Origin of the sequence: Mycobacterium sp. GA-1199, assembly GCF_001500045.1 — a bacterium.
In the GTDB taxonomy this organism is placed as follows: domain Bacteria; phylum Actinomycetota; class Actinomycetes; order Mycobacteriales; family Mycobacteriaceae; genus Mycobacterium.
The window spans coordinates 241,337-260,041 of record NZ_LQIX01000001.1; the positions used below are offsets into that span (position 1 = coordinate 241,337).

Genomic DNA, 18,705 nt, shown 5'->3' on the forward strand with positions numbered 1-18,705 from the left:
GGGAGGCCCGAGGCTGTGATGAGGGCCACCCTCTACATATGCCGACAACGCAGGAGACGACGTGGCGCGCGGGCCGGTTCTGGTGGGAGGGTGCCCCTGCGGGTCCCGGGCCGGGTTCGGGCTGTGCAGTACGGGGTCTGGTGTTCGACCTCGACGCACTGACCGACATCGAATGTGACGGTCACCGGGTCGCCTACAACGCGGCCTTCACGACGCACGGCCTGGATTTCCAGTGGTCGGTGCCGCGGTATCGGCAGTTGCTCGCGCTTACCGACGAGCGCCAGAGGGTCGCCGCCGAGCTTCGCAAGCGGTGCGTGGCCACCGAGGCCGACGTGCTCACCAAACTGCTGGCAGACGAGATCTACACCACCAAGACCATGCTGTTCGACGAGTTGATCCTCGAGCGCGACCTGACGCCGCGCGCCGGGCTGGTCGACTTCGTGATGGATGCCGTCGGTGCCGGCGTGCAGGTCGCCGTCGTGGTGAACGGTCAACGCGGCTGGGCCGAGCCGCTGGTGCGCCAACTCGTCGGCGAGGGCCTCGTCGAGGTCGTGGTCGCCGCCGAGGACATCGTCAAGCCGATGCCCGATCCGGAGGCACACCGGCACGCGCTGTGGGAACTCGGCCTGTCGGCCGACGACGCGTTCGCCGTCACCGGTTCGGCCTCGGGGCTGCGCGCGGCCAACGCCGCCGGGATGCCGACGCTGGTGATCACGGGGGAGGGCACCCCCGACATCCCGGCCGCGGTGGCGGTGCGCCCCGACTACGGCGGCACCAACCCGCTGCGCCTCGTCGATTGCCAGCGCCTGCACGCCGGCTGGTCGCGTAGCCGTAAGCCGACGGCCGCGTAGTAGCGGCTGGCCCGGCCCGCGCCGGCCGGCGGTAGCTTCGACTCATGGCCGAGATTCCCAGCACCGAAGAAGCGCTCGCCCGGCTCGACATGCCGCTGATCGACGCGATGATGACCCAGCGTGCCGTGCGCCGCGTCCTTCCCGACCCGGTCGACGACGCCGTCGTCCTGAAATGCATCGAGCTGGCGCTGCGGGCCCCCACGGGGTCGAACGGGCAGAACTGGGAGTTCATCGTGGTGAAGGACCAGGCCGTCAAGGATCAGCTCGGCAAGCGTTATCGCCAAGCCTGGTCGCTGTACGGCGGGATCGGCCGGCGTCTCACCGCCGGCGACGAATCGATGCAGAAGATCCTGCGGGCCGTGCAGTGGCAGGTCGACCATTTCAGTGAGATTCCGGTCCTCGTCGTGCCGTGCCTGCGCGGAGGTGGGCGGGTGCCGTACATGCCGTCGCCGTTCGTCGGCGAGTCGTCGTTCTTCGGGTCGATCTATCCCAGCGTGCAGAACCTGCTGCTCGCTGCGCGGGCAATGGGGCTGGGTGCGTCGCTGATCACCCTGCCGCTGTGGAGCGTGACATCGGCCCGGCGAACCCTGGGCCTGCCGCTGACCGTGACACCCATCTGCGTCGTGCCCCTGGGCTGGCCGCGTGGCCGGTACGGGCCGACGACGCGCAAGCCGGTCGAACAGGTGGCCCACCTCGACAAGTACGGCGAGCGCGCCTGGGTCGACGCCGACGCTCGGTGACGTCGGGTCAGCTGCCGCGCAGGAACTCGATCACCGCGCTGAAGTCCTTCTCGGCATGGTCGGCGGCGAAGGTCTTGTAGATCTCCGCGGCGTGGCTGCCCAGCGGCGCATTCGAACCCGTCGACTCGACCGCGGTCATGGCCAGGCCGAGGTCCTTGTTCATCAACGCGGTCGCGAAGCCGGGTTTGAAGTCGTTGTTGGCAGGCGAGGCCGGAACCGGTCCTGGCACAGGGCAATTAGTGTGAACAGCCCAGCAGTTGCCGGTGGCTCCGGTGATCACGTCGAATAGGGACTGCGCCGACAGGCCCAGCTTCTCGGCGAGGACGAATGCCTCGCCGATCGCGATCTGCTGCACCGCGAGCACCATGTTGTTGCAGAGCTTTGCGGCCTGGCCGGTGCCGGAGGCGCCGCAGTGAATGATCTTGCCCGCCAACGGTTCGAGTACAGGCCGGGCGCGTTCAACTGCGGCGTCCTCACCGCCGACCATGAATGCCAGCGTGCCCGCGGTGGCGCCCTTCACCCCGCCCGACACCGGGGCGTCGAGCTGCGCGAAGCCGCGCTCGAGGGCCTGCTGGTGGATGGTGCGCGCGTCGTCGACGGAGATGGTGGAGGTGTCGATGAACAGCGCGTCGCCCTTGGCTGCGGGAAGCACTTCGGCGTAGCAGGCTTTCACGATGTCGCCGTTGGGCAGCGAGGTGATTACGACCTCGGCGTCGCCGACCGCTTCGGCGCCGCTGTCGAATACCGACACGCCCCGCTCGGCGGCGGCCGATTTGAGCGCGGGCTGGGGGTCGAAGCCGTGAACCGTCTGGCCGGCGGCCGCCAGGTTCGCCGCCATCGGCCCGCCCATGTTGCCCAGGCCCAAGAACGCGATCGTCGTCATTGATGACCTCTCCTAAGCGGACGCCCGCACCTTGGCGGCCTGCGACCGCCCGATGACCACGCGCATGATTTCGTTGGTGCCCTCGAGGATCCGGTGTACCCGCAGGTCCCGGACGATCTTCTCCAACCCGTACTCGTCGAGGTAGCCGTAGCCCCCGTGCAACTGCAGCGCCTGGTCGGCGACCGTATAGCAGGCATCGGTGACATAGAGCTTGGCCATCGCGCACAGCTCCACCTTGTCCGGGTGGTCGTTGTCCAGCGCATTCGCGGCTCGCCACAACAGGTTTCGCGACGTCTCCAGCGCGGTGGCCATCTCGGCCAGGGTGAACCGGATGGTGGGCTCGTCGAGGAGTGGGCCGCCGAATGCTTCGCGGTCTCGCACATAGGCGATGGCCTTGTCGTATGCGGCCTGCGCACCGCCGAGCGAGCACGCGGCGATGTTGATCCGCCCGCCGTTGAGCCCGTTCATCGCGATCCCGAAGCCCGTGCCCTCGCCGTCGGCGCCGCCCAACATCGCATCGGCCGGGACCCGCACCCCCTCGAAGATCACCTGGGCGGTGGGTTGGGCGTGCCAGCCCATCTTCTCCTCGTCCGCCCCAAAAGTGAGTCCGGGCGTGTCCTTTTCGACGATGAACGTCGAGATGCCCCGCGGCCCCTCACCGCCGGTGCGCGCCATCACCACGTACACGTCGGACGACCCGGCGCCGGAGATGAACTGTTTGACCCCGTCGAGGACGTAGTGGTCGCCTTCGCGAACGGCCCTGGTGCGCAACGCGCTCGCGTCGGAGCCCGCGCCGGGTTCGGTCAGGCAGTAGCTGGCAATCAGTTCCATCGACGCCAGCCGCGGCACCCAGCTCTTGCGTTGTTCGGGGGTGCCGTAGGTGTCGACCATCCACGTGCACATGTTGTGGATGGACAAAAACGCCGCCACCGTCGGATCCGCCGCCGCGAGTTGCTCGAAGATCCGCACGCCGTCGAGCCTGCGCAGCCCACTGCCACCGACGTCTTCGTTGCAATAGACCGCGGCCATTCCGAGCTCGGCGGCCGCACGTAGCACGTCGGTGGGGAAGTGGTGCGTCTTGTCCCACTCCAGCGCGAACGGCGCGAGCCGCTTCTCGGCGAATGCGGCCGCCGTCTCGGCGATCACGCGCTCGTCGTCGTCGAGCCCGAAATAGTCCATGCTGCCGGTGTTCTCGTGCGCTACTTCATGGTCGGCAGGACGAACTCCGCGCCGTCCTTGATGCCCGACGGCCACCGCTGCGTGACGGTTTTCGTCTTGGTGTAGAACAGGATCGAATGCGGACCGTGCTGGTTGAGGTCCCCGAAACCGGACCGCTTCCAGCCGCCGAAGGTGTGGTAGGCCACCGGCACCGGGATCGGCACGTTGACCCCGACCATGCCGACCTGCACGCGTGACACGAAGTCGCGGGCCGCGTCGCCGTCGCGGGTGAAGATCGCGACGCCGTTGCCGTACTCGTGCTCGGAGGGCAGCGCCAGCGCCTCTTCGTAGTCCTTCGCGCGCACGATGCACAGCACCGGCCCGAAGATCTCATCGGTGTAGATCGACATGTCGGTGGTGACGTGGTCGAACAGGGTGGGGCCGATGAACCAGCCGTTCTCCAGGCTGTCGTCACCGAATTGCAGTTCGTCGCTGGCGCGTTCGCGGCCGTCGACGACGATCTCGGCGCCCGCCTCGACGCCGGCGTCGATGTAGCCGCGCACCCGCTGAAGCGCCGCCTCGGTCACCAGCGGCCCGTAATCGGCCTTCGGGTCCAGACTGTGGCCCACCCGCAGATTGTTGATTCGCTCGATGAGCCTGGCGCGCAAGCGATCTGCGGTCTCGTCGCCGACAGGTACCGCGACGCTGATCGCCATGCAGCGCTCGCCGGCACTGCCGTAGCCGGCGCCGATCAGCGCGTCGACGGCCTGGTCGAGGTCGGCATCGGGCATCACGATCATGTGGTTCTTCGCGCCGCCGAAGCACTGCGCGCGCTTGCCGTTTGCGGTCGCGCCCGAATAGATGTACTGCGCGATGTCGGAGCTGCCGACGAAGCCGACCGCCTGGATGGCCGGATGTTCGAGGATCGCGTCGACGGCTTCCTTGTCGCCCTGCACGACCTGGAAGACGCCGGGGGGCAGACCCGCCTCGAGGAACAGTTCGGCCAGCCGGACCGGCACCGACGGGTCCCGTTCGGACGGCTTGAGGATGAACGCGTTGCCGCACGCCAACGCGGGGCCGGCTTTCCACAGAGGGATCATGGCGGGGAAGTTGAACGGGGTGATGCCCGCGACGACCCCGAGCGGCTGGCGCAGCGAGTACACGTCGATACCCGGACCGGCGCCCTCGGTGTACTCACCCTTGAGCAGGTGCGGGATGCCGACGCTGAACTCGATGACCTCGAGGCCGCGCTGGATGTCGCCGAGGGAATCGGCATGGGTCTTGCCGTGCTCGAGCGACAGCAGTTGAGCGAGCTCGTCGGCGTTCTGGTTGACCAGCTCGATGAACTTCATCAGCACGCGAGCCCGGCGCTGCGGGTTGAATGCCGCCCACGACTTCTGCGCCTCGGCCGCACCCGCCACCGCTGCGTCGACGTCGGCGGCCGACGCCATCACGACCTGCGCCTGCACCTCACCCGTGCTGGGGTTGAAGACGTCGGCGGTGCGGCCCGACTGGCCATTGGTGCGCTTGCCGTCGATGAAATGCGGAACCTGGGTGGTCATGAGCGTGCCCCTCACTACTAGATAGTTGGATATCCTAGTAATGCGGTGGCACGCGACGCAAGGGTCCCTCCGATGCGGTGCGGTCAGCCCTTCAACCCGAGCGGCCCGGCCAACTCGGTCAGCGTGGGGATCAAGACGTCCCATCCGCCCAGCACCTGGATCGCGACGTGATCGGCGCCCGACTCCAGGTGTTCGTTGAGTCGCGCCGCGATCGCCTCGGGGGTGCCGTGGGCGACCAGTGCGTCGATCAACCGGTCGCTGCCGGGCTTGGCGACGTCGTCCTCGGTGAAGCCCAGGCGCTTCCAGTTGTTCAGGTAATTCGACAGACCCAGATAGAAATCGACTGTCTGCCTACCGATCTCGCGTGACGCCTCGGCGTCCCTGGCCAACACGACCTTGTGCTCGGGCGCGATGAACACCGTGGGTCCCAGCTGATTTCGCGCCTCACCGGTGTGCTGCGGAGTGGTCAGGTACGGATGCGCCCCCGCACTGCGCTGCGCCGACAGCTTGAGCACTTTGGGCCCGAGCGCCGCGATCACCCGCCGGCTCGTGGGCACCTTCTTGGCATCCAGCGCGTCGAGGTACTCGACGAGCACGTCGTACGGTTTGCGGTACTCCTCGGTGTGCTCGGGATGACCGATACCGATGCCCAGCAGGAACCGGCCCGGATAGGCGTCCTCCACGCGGTGATACGCGTCGGCGACCTCGTCGGCGGGCGCCGTCCACACGTTGATGATGCCGGTGGCGACCACAAGGTTCTCGGTGCGCTCGAGGATGGGCTCGACGTACTCGAGGTTGCCGGCCGGCGATCCGCCGATCCACACCGCGCCGTAGCCGAGCTTTTCGATCTCCACGGCCTGTTCGGGCTTCGGAACGCCGAACGTCCATACGCCGTAGCGGCCGAGGTCGGGCTTGAGCTCAGTCATGCGGATCCCTTCGGTGGTGACATCACTTCAGGCCGAGCGGACCCGCCAGTTGAGCCAACGCGTCCACCAGCTTGTCCGGTTTGGTGAGCACCTGTACGGGCACGTGGTCGGCGCCCGCAGCGTGATGCTCCTCGAGCCGTGCTGCTATGGCGTCGACGGTGCCATACGCCACCACCGCGTCGACAAGCCGGTCGCCGCCCGGCCTCGCGACCTCGTCGTCGGTGAATCCCAGACGCTTCCAGTTGTTCAGATAGTTCGTGAGATTGAGGTAGATTTCGAGCGCCTGGCGGCCGACCGCGCGAGCCTTGTCGACATCCGTGGTCGGCACCACCTTGTGTTCGGGAGCGATGAACGCATCCGGCCCGATGAGCTTGCGCGCCTCGGCGGTGTGTTCGGGCGTCGTCAGGTACGGATGTGGCCCGGCGGAGCGCTCGGCGGACAGCTTGAGCACCCTCGGACCCAGCGCGGCGACCACCCGTCGATCCTTCGGAACCCCGTACTCATCGAGCTTGTCGAGGTAGGCGACGAGAGCGTCGTACGGCTTCTGGTACTCGGTGTGGGCTTCGGGATGCCCAACGCCGATGCCCAGCACAAAGCGTCCCGGATAGGCCTTCTCGATGCGGTGGAAGGACTCGCTGACGGGCCCGGCGTCCGCGGTCCAGATGTTGACGATGCCCGTCGCCAGCTTGAGGGTGTTCGTCGCCTCGAGAATCGGTTCCACCCAAGATAATTCGGCCGCCGGCGAACCTCCGGCCCAGATCGCGCCGTAACCGAGGTCTTCGATGGCCCGCAGTTGCTCCGGGCTCAGCCGTTGCCACATGGAGTAGTGGCCGAACGCGCCGTACCTACCGAGATCGGGTTTCGTCATTTCCGCTCCAACCTCTCGGTGCCCTGGGGATATTCCGGTTATCCGGCTGTGACGGAAAGTTCCGTCGGCCTCGGCGCCTCGGGGGCGGGCGCGACCAACGGCAGGTCGACGATGAACCGGGTGTCGCCGGGAGCGGACTTGACCTGGATGTCGCCGTGGTGTTTCTCGACGATGATGCGCCGGGCGAGATCCAGACCCAGGCCGGTGCCCTGGCCGAACGGCTTGGTGGTGAAGAAGGGTGTGAAGATGCGGTCGATGTTCTCCGCGGCGATGCCCTGGCCGTCATCGCAGATCTCGACGCGGACCATGTCGTCGTTCTTGCGCGAGGTGCGGATCGTCAACGTGCCCTCGTAGTTCATCGCCTGGATCGCGTTGTCGATGATGTTCGACCAGACCTCGTTCAGATCGCCTGGGTAGCACAACAATTGAGGTAGCGTGGTGTCCTTCTCCCACACCAGTGCCACCGGCTTGTCCTTGCCCACCTTGCCGCCGAAGATGGTCTTGATCGTGCTGTGGATCAGCTCGTGGACGTTGGCGGCCTGATACTCGCTGCGGTCCATCTGAGAGTACTGCTTGGCACCGGCCAGCAGCGCCGAGATCCGCTTGCTGGCGTCGGCGATCTCGTTCATCCGCAGCTCGGCGTCGATCGTGTACTTCAACCAACCCAGCGCGCTCTGCAGCGTCGCCGAGCAGTCGACGTCGTCGATGGAGGCCTGCACGCGTTCGAGCCAGTCCAGGTCGAGGCCCGCCTCCACGAACGTCGGTGCGTAATCCCACGCGCTGGCGATGCCGCGGCTCTCGAGCCAGTCCCCGATCTGCTCTTCGCAGTCGGACAGCTCCAGCGCGGTGAGCTCCTGCGCCTTGGACTTGGCGACCTGCTCGGCGACCTCGTCCTGAATCCGCACCAACACCCGCAGCGCTTCCGGGGTGAACTGGCCGTCGGCCAACATCGCGAGCTTGTGCCGCATCTTGCCGACGCCCTCGCGCAGGTCGGCGACGGCGCGGGCCGCGGCAGCCGCGGGATTGTTGAGCTGATGGGTCAGTCCCGCGGTGATGGTGCCCAGCGCCAGCAGCTTCTCGCGCTGGCCGAGGATCTGGCTCTGGCGACGGCCGCCGACGCGGTGGCCCTCGAGCAGGTGCACGGCCATCGGGAACTCCGACTGCATGAACTTCGCGAACGCGTCGGCGTCGAGCACGAAGAACCGGGACGGCCTCGTCACGCGGACCGACGCCTCGTAGAGGTGCTCCTCGCCGGGAACATAAGCCGACCACGCGCCGCAGTACACCCCGCGCTGGGACGTGCGATTGGTCTCGATGTCGACCCCGCCCGAGCGTTTGGACATCACCAGTTCACCGTCGAGCAGCACGTAGAAGCACGTCGCCGGGTCGCCCTCGGTGCACACCGGACCGGGTTCGAACGTGGCGATATGCCCGTTGTCGCACAGAACCTGCAATTGGCGGTCAGAGAGGGCCTCGAACAGGAACAGCGTCCGCAGTTCGTGGGGCAGGCAGCGGGGTTCTTCGTCGCTCATCACGCCTCCGCCAGGTATCGGTGCACCAACATCACCGCCATCGATCCTTCGCCGACGGCGGCCGCCACCCTCTTGGCGGATTCGGAACGCACATCTCCTGCAACAAACACGCCGGGCACGCTTGTTTCCAGGTGGTGCGGCGGACGGTCCAGCGTCCAGCCGGCGACGTCGCGCAGATCGGGCCCGGCGAGGATGAACCCGTGGTCGTCGCGGGCGATGCCCGCCTGTTCCACCCAGTCCGTGCGTGGTTGGGCCCCGATGAAGATGAACATGCGTCCACAGGTGTGGTCCTCGCGCACACCGGTTCGCAGATCCTGCAGGCAGATTCGTTCGAGGTGGCCGTTGCCTTCGACCTTGTGCACGGCGGTGTGCGGCAGTTCGCGGATGTTGTCGGTCGCCCTGATCTGCTGGATCAGGTAGTGGGACATCGACTCGTCGAGGGTGCGGCGGCAGACGATGCTCACCTTCTTCGCGGTTCGTGACAGGAACATCGCGGCCTGTCCCGCGGAGTTCGCGCCGCCGATGACGAAGACCTCCTCGTCCTCGCATTCGGCGGCCACCGACGAGGTGGCTCCGTAGTAGACGCCGGCGCCGGTGAGATCCGCGCAGCCCTCGGCAGGCAGCTGGCGATACTCCACCCCCATCGCCAGGATCACGGCCCGCGTCCCGATCGATCGGCCGTCGGACAGATGGACGGTGCGCGCGTTGCCGTCGATCTCGAGCGCGGTGACCTCGGCCGCCGTGATGAGCTCGGCCTCGAACTTCTCGGCTTGTCTGCGGGCCCGGTCGGCGAGTTGAGAGCCCGAGACGCCGTCGGGAAAGCCGAGGTAGTTCTCGATCCGCGAGCTCTGCCCGGCCTGCCCACCCGTGGCCGTGCGCTCGATGAGCACCGTCTTGAGGCCCTCGGAGGCGCCGTAGACCGCCGCGGCCAGACCCGCGGGGCCGCCGCCGATGACGACCAGATCGTAGAAGTCCTCCGAGGGTGTGATCGACAGACCGAGCGTCGCGCCGAGTTCGGCGTCGTCCGGCGCGACGAGCGTCTCGCCCTGTTCGGTGACCACCACCGGAAGCATCAGCCCGTCGAGACCCGCGGCGTCCAGCAGCTGCCTGCCCTTGGGTTCGTCGGCGCGGAACCAGGTGTAGTAGAGCCGGTTGCGCGCGAGGAACTCGCGAACCTCCGAGGATCGCGCGTTCCACGGGTGCCCGATGATCTTGGTGTGCGGGATCGCACGGTCGCCGGTCTCGCGCCAGGCCTCGATCAGCGCGTCGATCACCGGATAGAGCTTCTCCTGCGGCGGGTCCCACGGTTTGAGCAGGTAATGATCGAGGTCGACGACGTTGATCGCGTCGATCGCGGCGTGCGTGTCGGCATACGCGGTCAGCAGCACGCGGCGGGCCATCGGGAAGATGTCCATCGCCTCTTCGAGGAACTCGATCCCGCTCATCTGCGGCATCCGGTAGTCGGCGACGAACACTGCGACGGTCTCGCCGCGCAGTTTGAGTTCGTTGAGCGTCTCGAGCGCATCGGGGCCGTTCTCGGCGCGCACGATGCGAAACCCCTCGCCGTAGTGGCGGCGCAGATCGCGGGCGACCGCGCGCGACACCGCCGGATCGTCATCGACGCTCAATATGACGGGTTTACGGGACTGGGGCGAGGGGCCGGTCATCGCGTACAAGTATGCGCCCATCGTCCAGCCGATATCCGGGTGACGGCCGCGACCGCCGGCGGGTCCGCTGGGTCCGCTGTGTTATGCCCCGCATCATTTTCTGCTCCATCACGAAATGCGGTATGTCGAACCAGGAATGGCCCACCGCGCCGCCACTGCCGCGCACCACCAGCCGGGTCCGCCCCAGTTCTCTTCGGAGCACGAAAGACCAGCAGCCCGAGGCTTTTTCGCCCCGCTGGAGCCGCTCGAAGTCAGCCGGCGACACCAGCACGAGATGTGATCGGGGTTTCACCGCCGCCACGATCTGCCGGGCCCCGGGACCGTATCGGCGGGCCAGCCAAATCGTGTCACCGACCTGCAGCTCCTGCCACTCGGGATGGATGACCTCGGCATTGCGTATGTCGGCCCCTACCGCACGTTCCAACACCGAGTAGCTGTAGAAGCCGCCGCGGTTCTCGCCGATCTGAGCCAGCCAGGGCCACACGTCGTCGCGTGTCGCGTCGATGGACACCGCCCGCGTCGTGCGGGGCGTGTCCGGATCGACCAGATCGTCACCCGGCAGTGTTGCGGTGACCTCTTCCTCACGGGCGCCCCAGGTGTATATCCACGGCTGTACGTGGGCTTTGTAGAGGGCGGCGATGCCGACCGCTGCCATGACGTCTGCCAGGATTGGTCTTTGCTTACCCATCGTTTTCTCCTAGCAGGTGGTGTGCGCGGCGGGATTGCCACTTCTCATCGGACCACCGGCCGCAGGCGATGACTAGGGACCGAAGTCACCTCGAGCAGCAAAACGACTTAGGCCATGTATCGGGGCCGCCACATTCGGCCGTGCAGAGTGGTGGGCGCCACTCTGCGCCGGTCAATCGGTGCCGAAACCGGCTGCGCACCAGCACGATCGCACGACCTGGAGCGTCTGTGTCGCGGGATCCTACGGGTACAGGTGACCAATGGCTCTACTGGCACGACAGCGCGTGGCTACTGTCGGAGGTGTGGGAACAGACGACATCGGTATCGGCGCCGAGGCCGGCGCACCGACTCCGCACCGCTCCACCGTGCCGCGGATACAGGCGCCCCTGCGCAATGTGGTGCAACCGCTGACGAAAACCGGCGGCTACTACGCGCGCTCGTGGCGTGACTACCTCCACGACGGCCGTGATCAGACGCCCACCGTGCGGCCGACGGTCGCGTTGGCCGCCGAGGCGTTCCGCGACGAGGTGGTGCTGCTCGGGTTGCGAGCGCGGCGTCCGCTCAGCGATCCGAGGGCGTTCGACCGGATCCACGGTGAAGTGGTGGCTGCGCTGGACTTCTACGGACAACGTGGCAGCCTCGACGATCCGGCGGTGTTCTTCGCCGCGCCGGGGCCCCCGAGCGATCTGGACATCTCGCCGGTGCGTCGCCGCAACCGCTCCTATCACCGGTTGCGCTGGACCAGCGGGTACCGGCCGGACCCGGATGAACCCGGTGCCGACCGCTGGCTGGGCTATGACGCCGTCTCCCGCGGCTACGGTCTGCTGCTGCGCCACCCCGAGCCGCGGCCGTGGCTGGTATGTGTCCACGGCACCGAGATGGGGCGCGCGGCGATCGACCTGGCGATCTTCCGGGCCTGGTACCTGCACGACGAGTTGGGTCTCAACGTCGTGATGCCGGTGCTGCCGATGCACGGCCCGCGGGCCAAGGGGCTGCCCAAGGGTGCGGTGTTCCCCGGTGAGGACGTCCTCGACGACATTCACGCCACCGCGCAGGCGGTGTGGGACGTCCGCAGCTTGCTGTCGTGGATCCGCCGGCAGCAGCCGGGAGCGCCGATCGGCGTGTACGGCCTGTCGTTGGGCGGCTTCATCGCGGCCTTGGTGGCGAGCCTCGACGACGCCCTGGAATGCGCGGTGCTGGGCGTTCCGGTGGCAGATCTGGTCGGCCTCTTGGCGCGGCACTCCGGCATGGGCAGCGACGACCCGCGGATGGAGACGATCAGGCTGGCCGCCCCGCTCGGCCGGATGATCTCGCCGCTGGCATTGCCGCCACAGGTCCCGATGGGCGGCCGCTTCATCTACGCGGGCATCGCCGACCAGGTGGTTCACCCGCGCGAGCAGATCGACCGGCTGTGGGACCACTGGGGACAACCCGACATCCAGTGGTACCGCGGTGGCCACACCGGCTTCTTCCGCTCCCGGCCGGTGCACCGGTTCGTCACGGCCGCGCTGGTGCAATCGGGTCTCGTCCGCGGTATCGACGCAGGACGGGACCAGCCCGAGACGGCGACGGGGTGACGGGAGGCCGTTCCGTCGCGATTTTGGGCCCGGCCCGTGGGCGAGTACCATAGATCAACGGTGCGACGATCGCGCCGACTCTTTGCGTGCCCTGTTCAGGAATTTCTGGCTACTGGCTCACGTTCTGTGGTCGGAAGCGTTTGCCGCGCCGCAGCAGTATCCGCCGCCCGCGGCGGGAAGGCGCCAACGATCAGGACACGGAGGATCTCCGAAAGACAATGGCCAAGAAAGACGGTGCCATAGAGGTCGAGGGTCGCGTGGTCGAACCCCTGCCCAATGCGATGTTCCGCATTGAGCTGGAGAACGGACACAAGGTCCTTGCCCACATCAGCGGCAAGATGCGGCAGCACTACATCCGCATCCTGCCCGAGGACCGCGTCGTGGTGGAGCTGTCTCCCTACGACCTGTCCCGGGGCCGCATCGTTTACCGGTACAAGTAAAAACAGACACTTCAGAAGAACAGGATCGAACGAGCCGTGAAGGTGAACCCGAGCGTCAAGCCCATTTGCGATAAGTGCAGGGTGATCCGCCGGCATGGGCGGGTCATGGTGATCTGCTCTGATCCACGCCACAAGCAGCGGCAGGGTTAGAACCCCGCAACACAACTGAATGACGAACTCCCAGTACCACTGAGCGGATGCGCCGCTCACCAACGTCCGGCACGGAGGCCGGACCCCATTTGAGGGAACGGACTGGGACAAGACCTCCGCATAGAAGAAGGAACACTGCCTGATGGCACGTCTCGTGGGCGTCGACCTCCCGCGCGATAAGCGCATGGAGATCGCCCTTACCTATATCTACGGCGTCGGCCGTACCCGCTCCCAGGAGATCCTGGACGCCACCGGCATCAGCCGGGATCTGCGCACGAAGGACCTGACCGATGATCAGGTCACCCAGCTGCGCGACTACATCGAAGCCAACCTCAAGGTGGAAGGCGATCTGCGCCGCGAGGTGCAGGCCGACATCCGCCGCAAAATCGAGATCGGCTGCTACCAGGGTCTGCGGCACCGCCGTGGGCTTCCGGTGCGCGGCCAGCGGACCAAGACCAACGCGCGCACCCGCAAGGGCCCCAAGCGCACCATCGCCGGCAAGAAGAAGGCCAGGTAATCGACGATGCCACCCGCCAAAAAGACCGCGGCCGGCCCCAAGAAGGGGCAGAAGACCCGTCGCCGGGAAAAGAAGAACGTCCCGCACGGCGCCGCGCACATCAAGAGCACGTTCAACAACACGATCGTGACGATCACCGACCCGCAGGGCAACGTCATCGCCTGGGCGTCGTCGGGGCACGTGGGCTTCAAGGGCTCGCGTAAGTCCACACCGTTCGCCGCGCAGCTGGCCGCCGAGAACGCCGCCCGCAAGGCGCAGGAACACGGCGTGAAGAAGGTCGACGTGTTCGTCAAGGGCCCGGGCTCGGGCCGCGAGACCGCGATCCGGTCGCTGCAGGCCGCCGGCCTCGAGGTCGGCGCGATCGCCGATGTCACGCCACAGCCGCACAACGGCTGCCGCCCGCCGAAGCGGCGCCGGGTCTAGTAGGACGAGGAGAAACAGACTATGGCTCGTTACACCGGACCCGCGACCCGCAAGTCACGCCGCCTCGGCGTGGACCTGGTCGGCGGCGATCAGTCGTTCGAGAAGCGCCCCTACCCGCCCGGCCAGCACGGCCGCGCGCGGATCAAGGAAAGCGAATACCGCCTGCAGCTGCAGGAGAAGCAGAAGGCCCGCTTCTCCTACGGCGTGATGGAAAAGCAGTTCCGTCGCTACTACGAGGAGGCCAACCGGCTGCCCGGCAAGACCGGTGACAACCTGCTGCGCATCCTGGAGAGCCGGCTGGACAACGTCATCTACCGCGCAGGCCTGGCCCGCACCCGCCGGATGGCGCGGCAGCTGGTCAGCCACGGCCACTTCCTGGTCAACGGTGTCAAGGTCGACATCCCGAGCTACCGGGTGTCGCAGTACGACATCATCGACGTGAAGGAAAAGTCGCTGAACACCGATCCGTTCGTGATCGCCCGGGAGACCGCGGGCGAGCGGCCGATCCCGTCGTGGCTTCAGGTCGTCGGTGAGCGGCAACGCATCCTGGTGCATCAGCTGCCGGAGCGTGCGCAGATCGACGTCCCGCTCACCGAGCAGCTGATCGTCGAGCTGTACTCGAAGTAAGGCTTCCCGCCGCCCGGATGGCGGCTGGAGTACGCGGCATCAAATAGCGGGTGCCGTGAAGGAGGAAAGAAACACATGCTGATCTCTCAGCGCCCCACACTGTCCGAAGACGTCAAGGCCGACAACCGCTCCCAGTTCGTCATCGAGCCGCTGGAGCCCGGTTTCGGTTACACCCTTGGCAATTCGCTTCGGCGCACGCTGCTGTCGTCCATCCCGGGCGCGGCAGTCACCAGCATCCGTATCGACGGAGTGCTGCACGAGTTCACCACGGTGCCCGGAGTCAAGGAAGACGTCACCGACATCATCCTGAACCTCAAGGGGCTGGTCGTCTCGTCGGAAGAGGACGAGCCGGTCACCATGTACCTGCGCAAGCAGGGGCCGGGTGAGGTCACCGCAGGCGACATCGTTCCGCCCGCCGGCGTGACGGTGCACAACCCCGAGATGCACATCGCCACCCTCAACGACAAGGGCAAGCTCGAGGTCGAGCTCGTCGTCGAGCGCGGTCGCGGTTACGTCCCGGCCGTCCAGAACAAGGCCTCGGGCGCCGAAATCGGCCGCATCCCGGTCGATTCGATCTACTCGCCGGTGCTCAAGGTCACCTACAAGGTGGAGGCCACCCGCGTCGAGCAGCGCACCGACTTCGACAAGCTGATCCTCGACGTGGAGACCAAGAACTCGATCACGCCGCGTGACGCGCTCGCTTCGGCGGGCAAGACGCTGGTCGAATTGTTTGGTCTGGCAAGGGAACTCAATGTCGAGGCCGAGGGCATCGAGATCGGACCGTCGCCGGCCGAGGCCGATCACATCGCGAGCTTCGCGCTGCCGATCGACGATCTGGACCTGACGGTGCGGTCGTACAACTGCCTCAAGCGCGAGGGTGTGCACACGGTGGGCGAATTGGTCGCCCGCACGGAGTCCGACCTGCTGGACATCCGCAACTTCGGTCAGAAGTCCATCGACGAGGTGAAGATCAAGCTGCATCAGCTGGGTCTGTCGCTCAAGGACAGCCCGGCCAGCTTCGATCCGTCCGAGGTCGCCGGCTACGACGTCGCCACCGGCACCTGGAACAGCGATGCGGGCTACGACCTGGACGACAACCAGGACTACGCCGAAACCGAACAGCTCTAAAGAAGCCAGTCCGTCCCGGCCCTACCTGATACGGGGGTCGGCCCCACATAGGAGATAGTCGCAATGCCCAAGCCCACCAAGGGACCTCGTCTCGGCGGCGGGTCCGCCCACCAGAAGGCGCTGCTGGCCAACCTGGCCACGTCGCTCTTCGAGCACGGCCGGATCAAGACGACCGAGCCGAAGGCGCGGGCGTTGCGGCCCTATGCGGAAAAGCTCATCACGCACGCCAAGAAGGGCACGCTGCACAACCGGCGTGAGGTGATGAAGAAGATCCGCGACAAGGACATCGTGCACACGCTGTTCGCCGAGATCGGCCCGTTCTACGCCGACCGCGAGGGCGGCTACACCCGCATCATCAAGGTCGAGAACCGCAAGGGCGACAACGCCCCGATGGCGGTCATCGAGCTGGTGCGGGAGAAGACGGTGACCTCGGAGGCCAACCGTGCTCGCAGGGCCGCGGGCTCCAAGACCGAGCAGTCCGTCGCCGCCGCATCGGCTCCGCAGGCCGCGGTCGAGCCGGAAGCGGCCGAAGGTCCCACCGAGGAGGAATCGGTCGAAGAGGCCAAGGCCGAGTCGAGCGAGGTCGAGGCCCCGGCTGACGAGGCCGACAAGGCTGACGAGGCCCCGGCTGACGAGGCCGACAAGGATGACGACAAGTCCTGAGGACGTCATGAGCGAGCCCGCCATCGAATCCGGTGGCGGGCTCGTTCGTCTCCGGCTCGACATCGCCTACGACGGAACCGAGTTCGCGGGGTGGGCAGTGCAGGCGGGACAGCGCACCGTGGCCGGTGTCCTCGAAGAGGCGCTGTCGACGGTGTTCCGCACCGCAGTGGTGGCGCGTGCGGCGGGTCGCACCGACGCCGGAGTGCACGCCACCGGTCAGGTCGCCCATGTCGACGTGCCCGAAGAGGCTCTGGCGCACGCCTATCCGCGTACGCCGCGCCCCGGCGACAGCGAGTTCCTGCCGCTGGTGCGACGGCTCGGCCGGTTCCTGCCCCGAGACGTCCGCGTGCTCGACGTCGGGCGTGCCGCCCCGGGTTTCGACGCCCGCTTCTCCGCGCTGCGCCGCCACTACGTGTATCGACTGTCGATGGCGCCATATGGTGTCGAGCCGCACGAGGCGCGTTATGTCACCGCCTGGCCCCGCCCGCTTGACGTGGACGCGATGGCCGAGGCGTCACGCACGCTGCTGGGACTGCACGACTTCGCGGCCTTCTGCCGGCACCGTGAGGGTGCCACCACCATCCGTGACCTTCAGCGCCTCGACTGGTCGCGCGAGGGGACGCGGGTCACCGCCCATGTCAGCGCCGACGCCTTCTGCTGGTCGATGGTTCGCTCGCTGGTCGGCGCGTTGTTGGCGGTCGGTGAACACCGTCGCGAACCCGATTGGTGCGCAGGCCTGTTGGCGGCCGATCGAAGGTCCAGCGAGTTCGTGGCCGCACCGCCGCAGGGGTTGACCCTCGTGGGCGTGGACTATCCGCCCGACGATCAGCTCGAAGCACGGACCAAGGTCACCCGCGACCTACGGGTGGTCGACTAGATCCGAGCGGCGACGAAGTCGGCCGCCTGGTTGACCATCCCCGCATTCACATACGCGCGCGCCGCATGGTCGGGCCAGTTGCCCTCCCAGGTCTTGGGCTCGGCGGGGTTGCAGATCGGGTCGGCGCCGTGGCACAGCTCGATCGTGCGCTCGCCGTAGAGCGGGCTGAAGTTGGTGATCGGGCCGGCCCATGCGATCCCGTTGCCGAACAGCGCGACGGCGGCGATGTGGCGGTCCATCCCGGGAGGCAGCGGCTTGTCGAACCCGAACGCGGCGATGGGTGCGGCTAGCACGACGTCGGTCACCGCGGCGCCCAACGAGTATCCGCCGAGCACCAGTCGGGTGTCGGGGCACCGTGCCGCCATGTCCTGAATCCGTGAGCTCATGTCGTTGGCGCCGATGTCGATCTCGTAATCGGCCGGATAGTTCACGGAGTAGAGGTTGACGTTCTTTCCGCTCTTGCTGCGCAGCGCACTGATGAGCGCGTTGCCGATCACACCGGCACCGGGCGACTCGGTGCGACCCCGCGCGAAGATGAGCTCCGCCTGTGGGCATGACTGCGCAGCGGCGACGGACAGGAGGCCCGGGGTGGCCTGGGTGACGGGCGCGATCAGCCCTGCCACCGCGAGCACGACCGCCCCGATGAGCAGCGTCCCCCGGCGCCCCAAGCAGCGAACAAGATCGTTTTGCACTCCGCCGATCCTATAGGAACTAATCAACGCCGACGAAGGTAATCGACAGCGGTCGCCGCGACCTCAGACCAGCCGCGCCACGAAATCCGCAGCCTGGTTCGCCATTCCGCGCCCGACGTAGTCGCTGTGGGCGAACGGATTGCGGCCGCGGGAACAGATCGGGTCTCCATCGGTGCAGAGGTCGATCGCGCGCCCACCGAAGATCGGCGCCGTGGTGATCGGGTTTCCGAACTTGGTCGCCGGGTTGCCGAAGACGGCCACGGCGGCGACATTGGGTGCGACGTTGGGTGGCAGCACCGGGCCCAGCGCGCCGATCCGGTTGCCCAGCGGCGGGATGCCGGCGAGCATGTCGACGACCGCCGCGCCCTGAGAGAACCCGCCCAGCACGATGCGCGAGTTCGGACACGACTGTGCGGTGGTGGTGACGAACGCCGCCGCGTCGGCGGCGCCGTCGGCCGCCATCATGAAGTCGTAGGTGGCCGGGTAGGCCACCCCGTAAGCCGACAGCGTGCGGTCCCCCAGCTGCGGGCGCAGTGCCTCGACGAACGCCTGGCCGACACGGCCGATGCCCGGGGGTTCACCGGTGCCGCGGGCGAACACCACTGTCACATCGGAGCAGCCCTGTGCCGAGGCAACCGTCGGCGCCAGGAGCCAAGGGATCAGTCCGACGGCCGCGATGACGGCGGTGCCGGCGACCCGACGACGAAGGCGAGCGAAATCCACGGGACGAGATGATA

Annotated in this window: 21 protein-coding genes; 11 read left to right on the forward strand and 10 right to left on the reverse strand. The window is 67.2% G+C overall.

Annotation, left to right across the window (positions count from 1 at the left end; all coding sequences use genetic code 11):
* Nucleotides 1-38: 38 nt before the first annotated feature.
* Together AU198_RS01175 and AU198_RS01180 are read left to right on the forward strand one after the other, a co-directional pair.
* Nucleotides 39-851, forward strand: a complete 813-nt coding sequence (locus tag AU198_RS01175) for an HAD family hydrolase (protein WP_064345631.1) — start codon at nt 39-41, stop codon at nt 849-851.
* A gap of 44 nt (nt 852-895) precedes the next feature.
* Entirely contained in the window at nt 896-1,591 is a 696-nt protein-coding gene (locus AU198_RS01180; RefSeq protein ID WP_064345632.1) for a nitroreductase family protein, read from the forward strand.
* 7 nt (nt 1,592-1,598) lie between these two features.
* Here AU198_RS01180 and mmsB read toward each other — a convergent pair whose 3' ends face one another.
* The 8 genes from mmsB to AU198_RS01220 form a co-directional block, all read right to left on the reverse strand.
* Nucleotides 1,599-2,474, reverse strand: coding sequence for a 3-hydroxyisobutyrate dehydrogenase (gene mmsB, locus AU198_RS01185; protein WP_064345633.1), 876 nt, complete (start codon nt 2,472-2,474; stop codon nt 1,599-1,601).
* Between the two features lie 12 nt (nt 2,475-2,486).
* Nucleotides 2,487-3,653 carry an isobutyryl-CoA dehydrogenase gene (locus AU198_RS01190; RefSeq protein ID WP_064345634.1) on the reverse strand — a complete coding sequence of 389 codons (1,167 nt, stop codon included), beginning with the start codon at nt 3,651-3,653 and terminating at the stop codon, nt 2,487-2,489.
* A 20-nt stretch (nt 3,654-3,673) separates the two neighbouring features.
* A complete protein-coding gene (locus tag AU198_RS01195) occupies nt 3,674-5,194 on the reverse strand; it encodes a CoA-acylating methylmalonate-semialdehyde dehydrogenase (protein WP_064345635.1) in 1,521 nt (506 codons plus the stop codon).
* 83 nt (nt 5,195-5,277) lie between these two features.
* The gene (locus AU198_RS01200) at nt 5,278-6,120 is read right to left on the reverse strand and encodes an LLM class F420-dependent oxidoreductase (protein WP_064345636.1); all 843 of its coding nucleotides are present in this window, start codon (nt 6,118-6,120) and stop codon (nt 5,278-5,280) included.
* Between the two features lie 22 nt (nt 6,121-6,142).
* The gene (locus AU198_RS01205) at nt 6,143-6,988 is read right to left on the reverse strand and encodes an LLM class F420-dependent oxidoreductase (protein ID WP_064345637.1); all 846 of its coding nucleotides are present in this window, start codon (nt 6,986-6,988) and stop codon (nt 6,143-6,145) included.
* A 38-nt stretch (nt 6,989-7,026) separates the two neighbouring features.
* Entirely contained in the window at nt 7,027-8,520 is a 1,494-nt protein-coding gene (locus AU198_RS01210; RefSeq protein ID WP_064345638.1) for an ATP-binding protein, read from the reverse strand.
* Nucleotides 8,520-10,187: an NAD(P)/FAD-dependent oxidoreductase gene (locus tag AU198_RS01215; protein WP_064345639.1), complete on the reverse strand. Its 1,668-nt coding sequence runs from the start codon at nt 10,185-10,187 to the stop codon at nt 8,520-8,522. The genes AU198_RS01210 and AU198_RS01215 overlap by 1 nt, the downstream gene beginning before the upstream one ends.
* The gene (locus AU198_RS01220; RefSeq protein ID WP_231744534.1) at nt 10,159-10,875 is read right to left on the reverse strand and encodes a hypothetical protein; all 717 of its coding nucleotides are present in this window, start codon (nt 10,873-10,875) and stop codon (nt 10,159-10,161) included. The genes AU198_RS01215 and AU198_RS01220 overlap by 29 nt, the downstream gene beginning before the upstream one ends.
* A 301-nt stretch (nt 10,876-11,176) precedes the next feature.
* On the opposite strand from AU198_RS01220, the gene AU198_RS01225 reads away from it, so the two are divergent.
* From AU198_RS01225 to truA, 9 genes are all read left to right on the forward strand, one after another.
* On the forward strand, nt 11,177-12,451 hold the full coding sequence (locus AU198_RS01225; RefSeq protein WP_502689250.1) for an alpha/beta hydrolase family protein: 1,275 nt from the start codon (nt 11,177-11,179) through the stop codon (nt 12,449-12,451).
* Between the two features lie 218 nt (nt 12,452-12,669).
* On the forward strand, nt 12,670-12,891 hold the full coding sequence (infA, locus tag AU198_RS01230) for a translation initiation factor IF-1 (protein WP_003418601.1): 222 nt from the start codon (nt 12,670-12,672) through the stop codon (nt 12,889-12,891).
* A gap of 36 nt (nt 12,892-12,927) precedes the next feature.
* Nucleotides 12,928-13,041, forward strand: coding sequence for a 50S ribosomal protein L36 (rpmJ, locus tag AU198_RS25635; protein WP_003879483.1), 114 nt, complete (start codon nt 12,928-12,930; stop codon nt 13,039-13,041).
* Between the two features lie 142 nt (nt 13,042-13,183).
* A complete protein-coding gene (gene rpsM, locus AU198_RS01235; protein WP_064345640.1) occupies nt 13,184-13,558 on the forward strand; it encodes a 30S ribosomal protein S13 in 375 nt (124 codons plus the stop codon).
* Between the two features lie 6 nt (nt 13,559-13,564).
* Nucleotides 13,565-13,981: a 30S ribosomal protein S11 gene (gene rpsK / locus AU198_RS01240; protein ID WP_064345641.1), complete on the forward strand. Its 417-nt coding sequence runs from the start codon at nt 13,565-13,567 to the stop codon at nt 13,979-13,981.
* Nucleotides 13,982-14,002: 21 nt separating this feature from the next.
* Entirely contained in the window at nt 14,003-14,608 is a 606-nt protein-coding gene (rpsD, locus tag AU198_RS01245; RefSeq protein WP_064345642.1) for a 30S ribosomal protein S4, read from the forward strand.
* A 75-nt stretch (nt 14,609-14,683) separates the two neighbouring features.
* Nucleotides 14,684-15,736 (forward strand): DNA-directed RNA polymerase subunit alpha, encoded by a 1,053-nt coding sequence (locus AU198_RS01250; protein ID WP_064345643.1) that lies wholly within the window; start codon nt 14,684-14,686, stop codon nt 15,734-15,736.
* A gap of 63 nt (nt 15,737-15,799) precedes the next feature.
* Entirely contained in the window at nt 15,800-16,399 is a 600-nt protein-coding gene (gene rplQ / locus AU198_RS01255) for a 50S ribosomal protein L17 (protein ID WP_064345644.1), read from the forward strand.
* Nucleotides 16,400-16,406: 7 nt separating this feature from the next.
* Nucleotides 16,407-17,276 carry a tRNA pseudouridine(38-40) synthase TruA gene (gene truA / locus AU198_RS01260; protein ID WP_064345645.1) on the forward strand — a complete coding sequence of 290 codons (870 nt, stop codon included), beginning with the start codon at nt 16,407-16,409 and terminating at the stop codon, nt 17,274-17,276.
* Here truA and AU198_RS01265 read toward each other — a convergent pair.
* On the reverse strand, nt 17,273-17,968 hold the full coding sequence (locus AU198_RS01265; protein WP_064345646.1) for a cutinase family protein: 696 nt from the start codon (nt 17,966-17,968) through the stop codon (nt 17,273-17,275). The genes truA and AU198_RS01265 overlap by 4 nt on opposite strands.
* Before the next feature lie 63 nt (nt 17,969-18,031).
* The gene (locus AU198_RS01270) at nt 18,032-18,691 is read right to left on the reverse strand and encodes a cutinase family protein (RefSeq protein ID WP_064345647.1); all 660 of its coding nucleotides are present in this window, start codon (nt 18,689-18,691) and stop codon (nt 18,032-18,034) included.
* Nucleotides 18,692-18,705: the final 14 nt, after the last annotated feature.

Bases quoted from the DNA above. Each gene is read 5' to 3' on its own strand.
- AU198_RS01175 (WP_064345631.1), top strand. From the start codon at position 39: ATGCCGACAACGCAGGAGACGACGTGGCGCGCGGGCCGGTTCTGGTGG.
- AU198_RS01180 (WP_064345632.1), top strand. From the start codon at position 896: ATGGCCGAGATTCCCAGCACCGAAGAAGCGCTCGCCCGGCTCGACATG.
- mmsB (WP_064345633.1), bottom strand. From the start codon at position 2,474: ATGACGACGATCGCGTTCTTGGGCCTGGGCAACATGGGCGGGCCGATG.
- AU198_RS01190 (WP_064345634.1), bottom strand. From the start codon at position 3,653: ATGGACTATTTCGGGCTCGACGACGACGAGCGCGTGATCGCCGAGACG.
- AU198_RS01195 (WP_064345635.1), bottom strand. From the start codon at position 5,194: ATGACCACCCAGGTTCCGCATTTCATCGACGGCAAGCGCACCAATGGC.
- AU198_RS01200 (WP_064345636.1), bottom strand. From the start codon at position 6,120: ATGACTGAGCTCAAGCCCGACCTCGGCCGCTACGGCGTATGGACGTTC.
- AU198_RS01205 (WP_064345637.1), bottom strand. From the start codon at position 6,988: ATGACGAAACCCGATCTCGGTAGGTACGGCGCGTTCGGCCACTACTCC.
- AU198_RS01210 (WP_064345638.1), bottom strand. From the start codon at position 8,520: ATGAGCGACGAAGAACCCCGCTGCCTGCCCCACGAACTGCGGACGCTG.
- AU198_RS01215 (WP_064345639.1), bottom strand. From the start codon at position 10,187: ATGACCGGCCCCTCGCCCCAGTCCCGTAAACCCGTCATATTGAGCGTC.
- AU198_RS01220 (WP_231744534.1), bottom strand. From the start codon at position 10,875: ATGGGTAAGCAAAGACCAATCCTGGCAGACGTCATGGCAGCGGTCGGC.
- infA (WP_003418601.1), top strand. From the start codon at position 12,670: ATGGCCAAGAAAGACGGTGCCATAGAGGTCGAGGGTCGCGTGGTCGAA.
- rpsM (WP_064345640.1), top strand. From the start codon at position 13,184: ATGGCACGTCTCGTGGGCGTCGACCTCCCGCGCGATAAGCGCATGGAG.
- rpsK (WP_064345641.1), top strand. From the start codon at position 13,565: ATGCCACCCGCCAAAAAGACCGCGGCCGGCCCCAAGAAGGGGCAGAAG.
- rpsD (WP_064345642.1), top strand. From the start codon at position 14,003: ATGGCTCGTTACACCGGACCCGCGACCCGCAAGTCACGCCGCCTCGGC.
- AU198_RS01250 (WP_064345643.1), top strand. From the start codon at position 14,684: ATGCTGATCTCTCAGCGCCCCACACTGTCCGAAGACGTCAAGGCCGAC.
- rplQ (WP_064345644.1), top strand. From the start codon at position 15,800: ATGCCCAAGCCCACCAAGGGACCTCGTCTCGGCGGCGGGTCCGCCCAC.
- truA (WP_064345645.1), top strand. From the start codon at position 16,407: ATGAGCGAGCCCGCCATCGAATCCGGTGGCGGGCTCGTTCGTCTCCGG.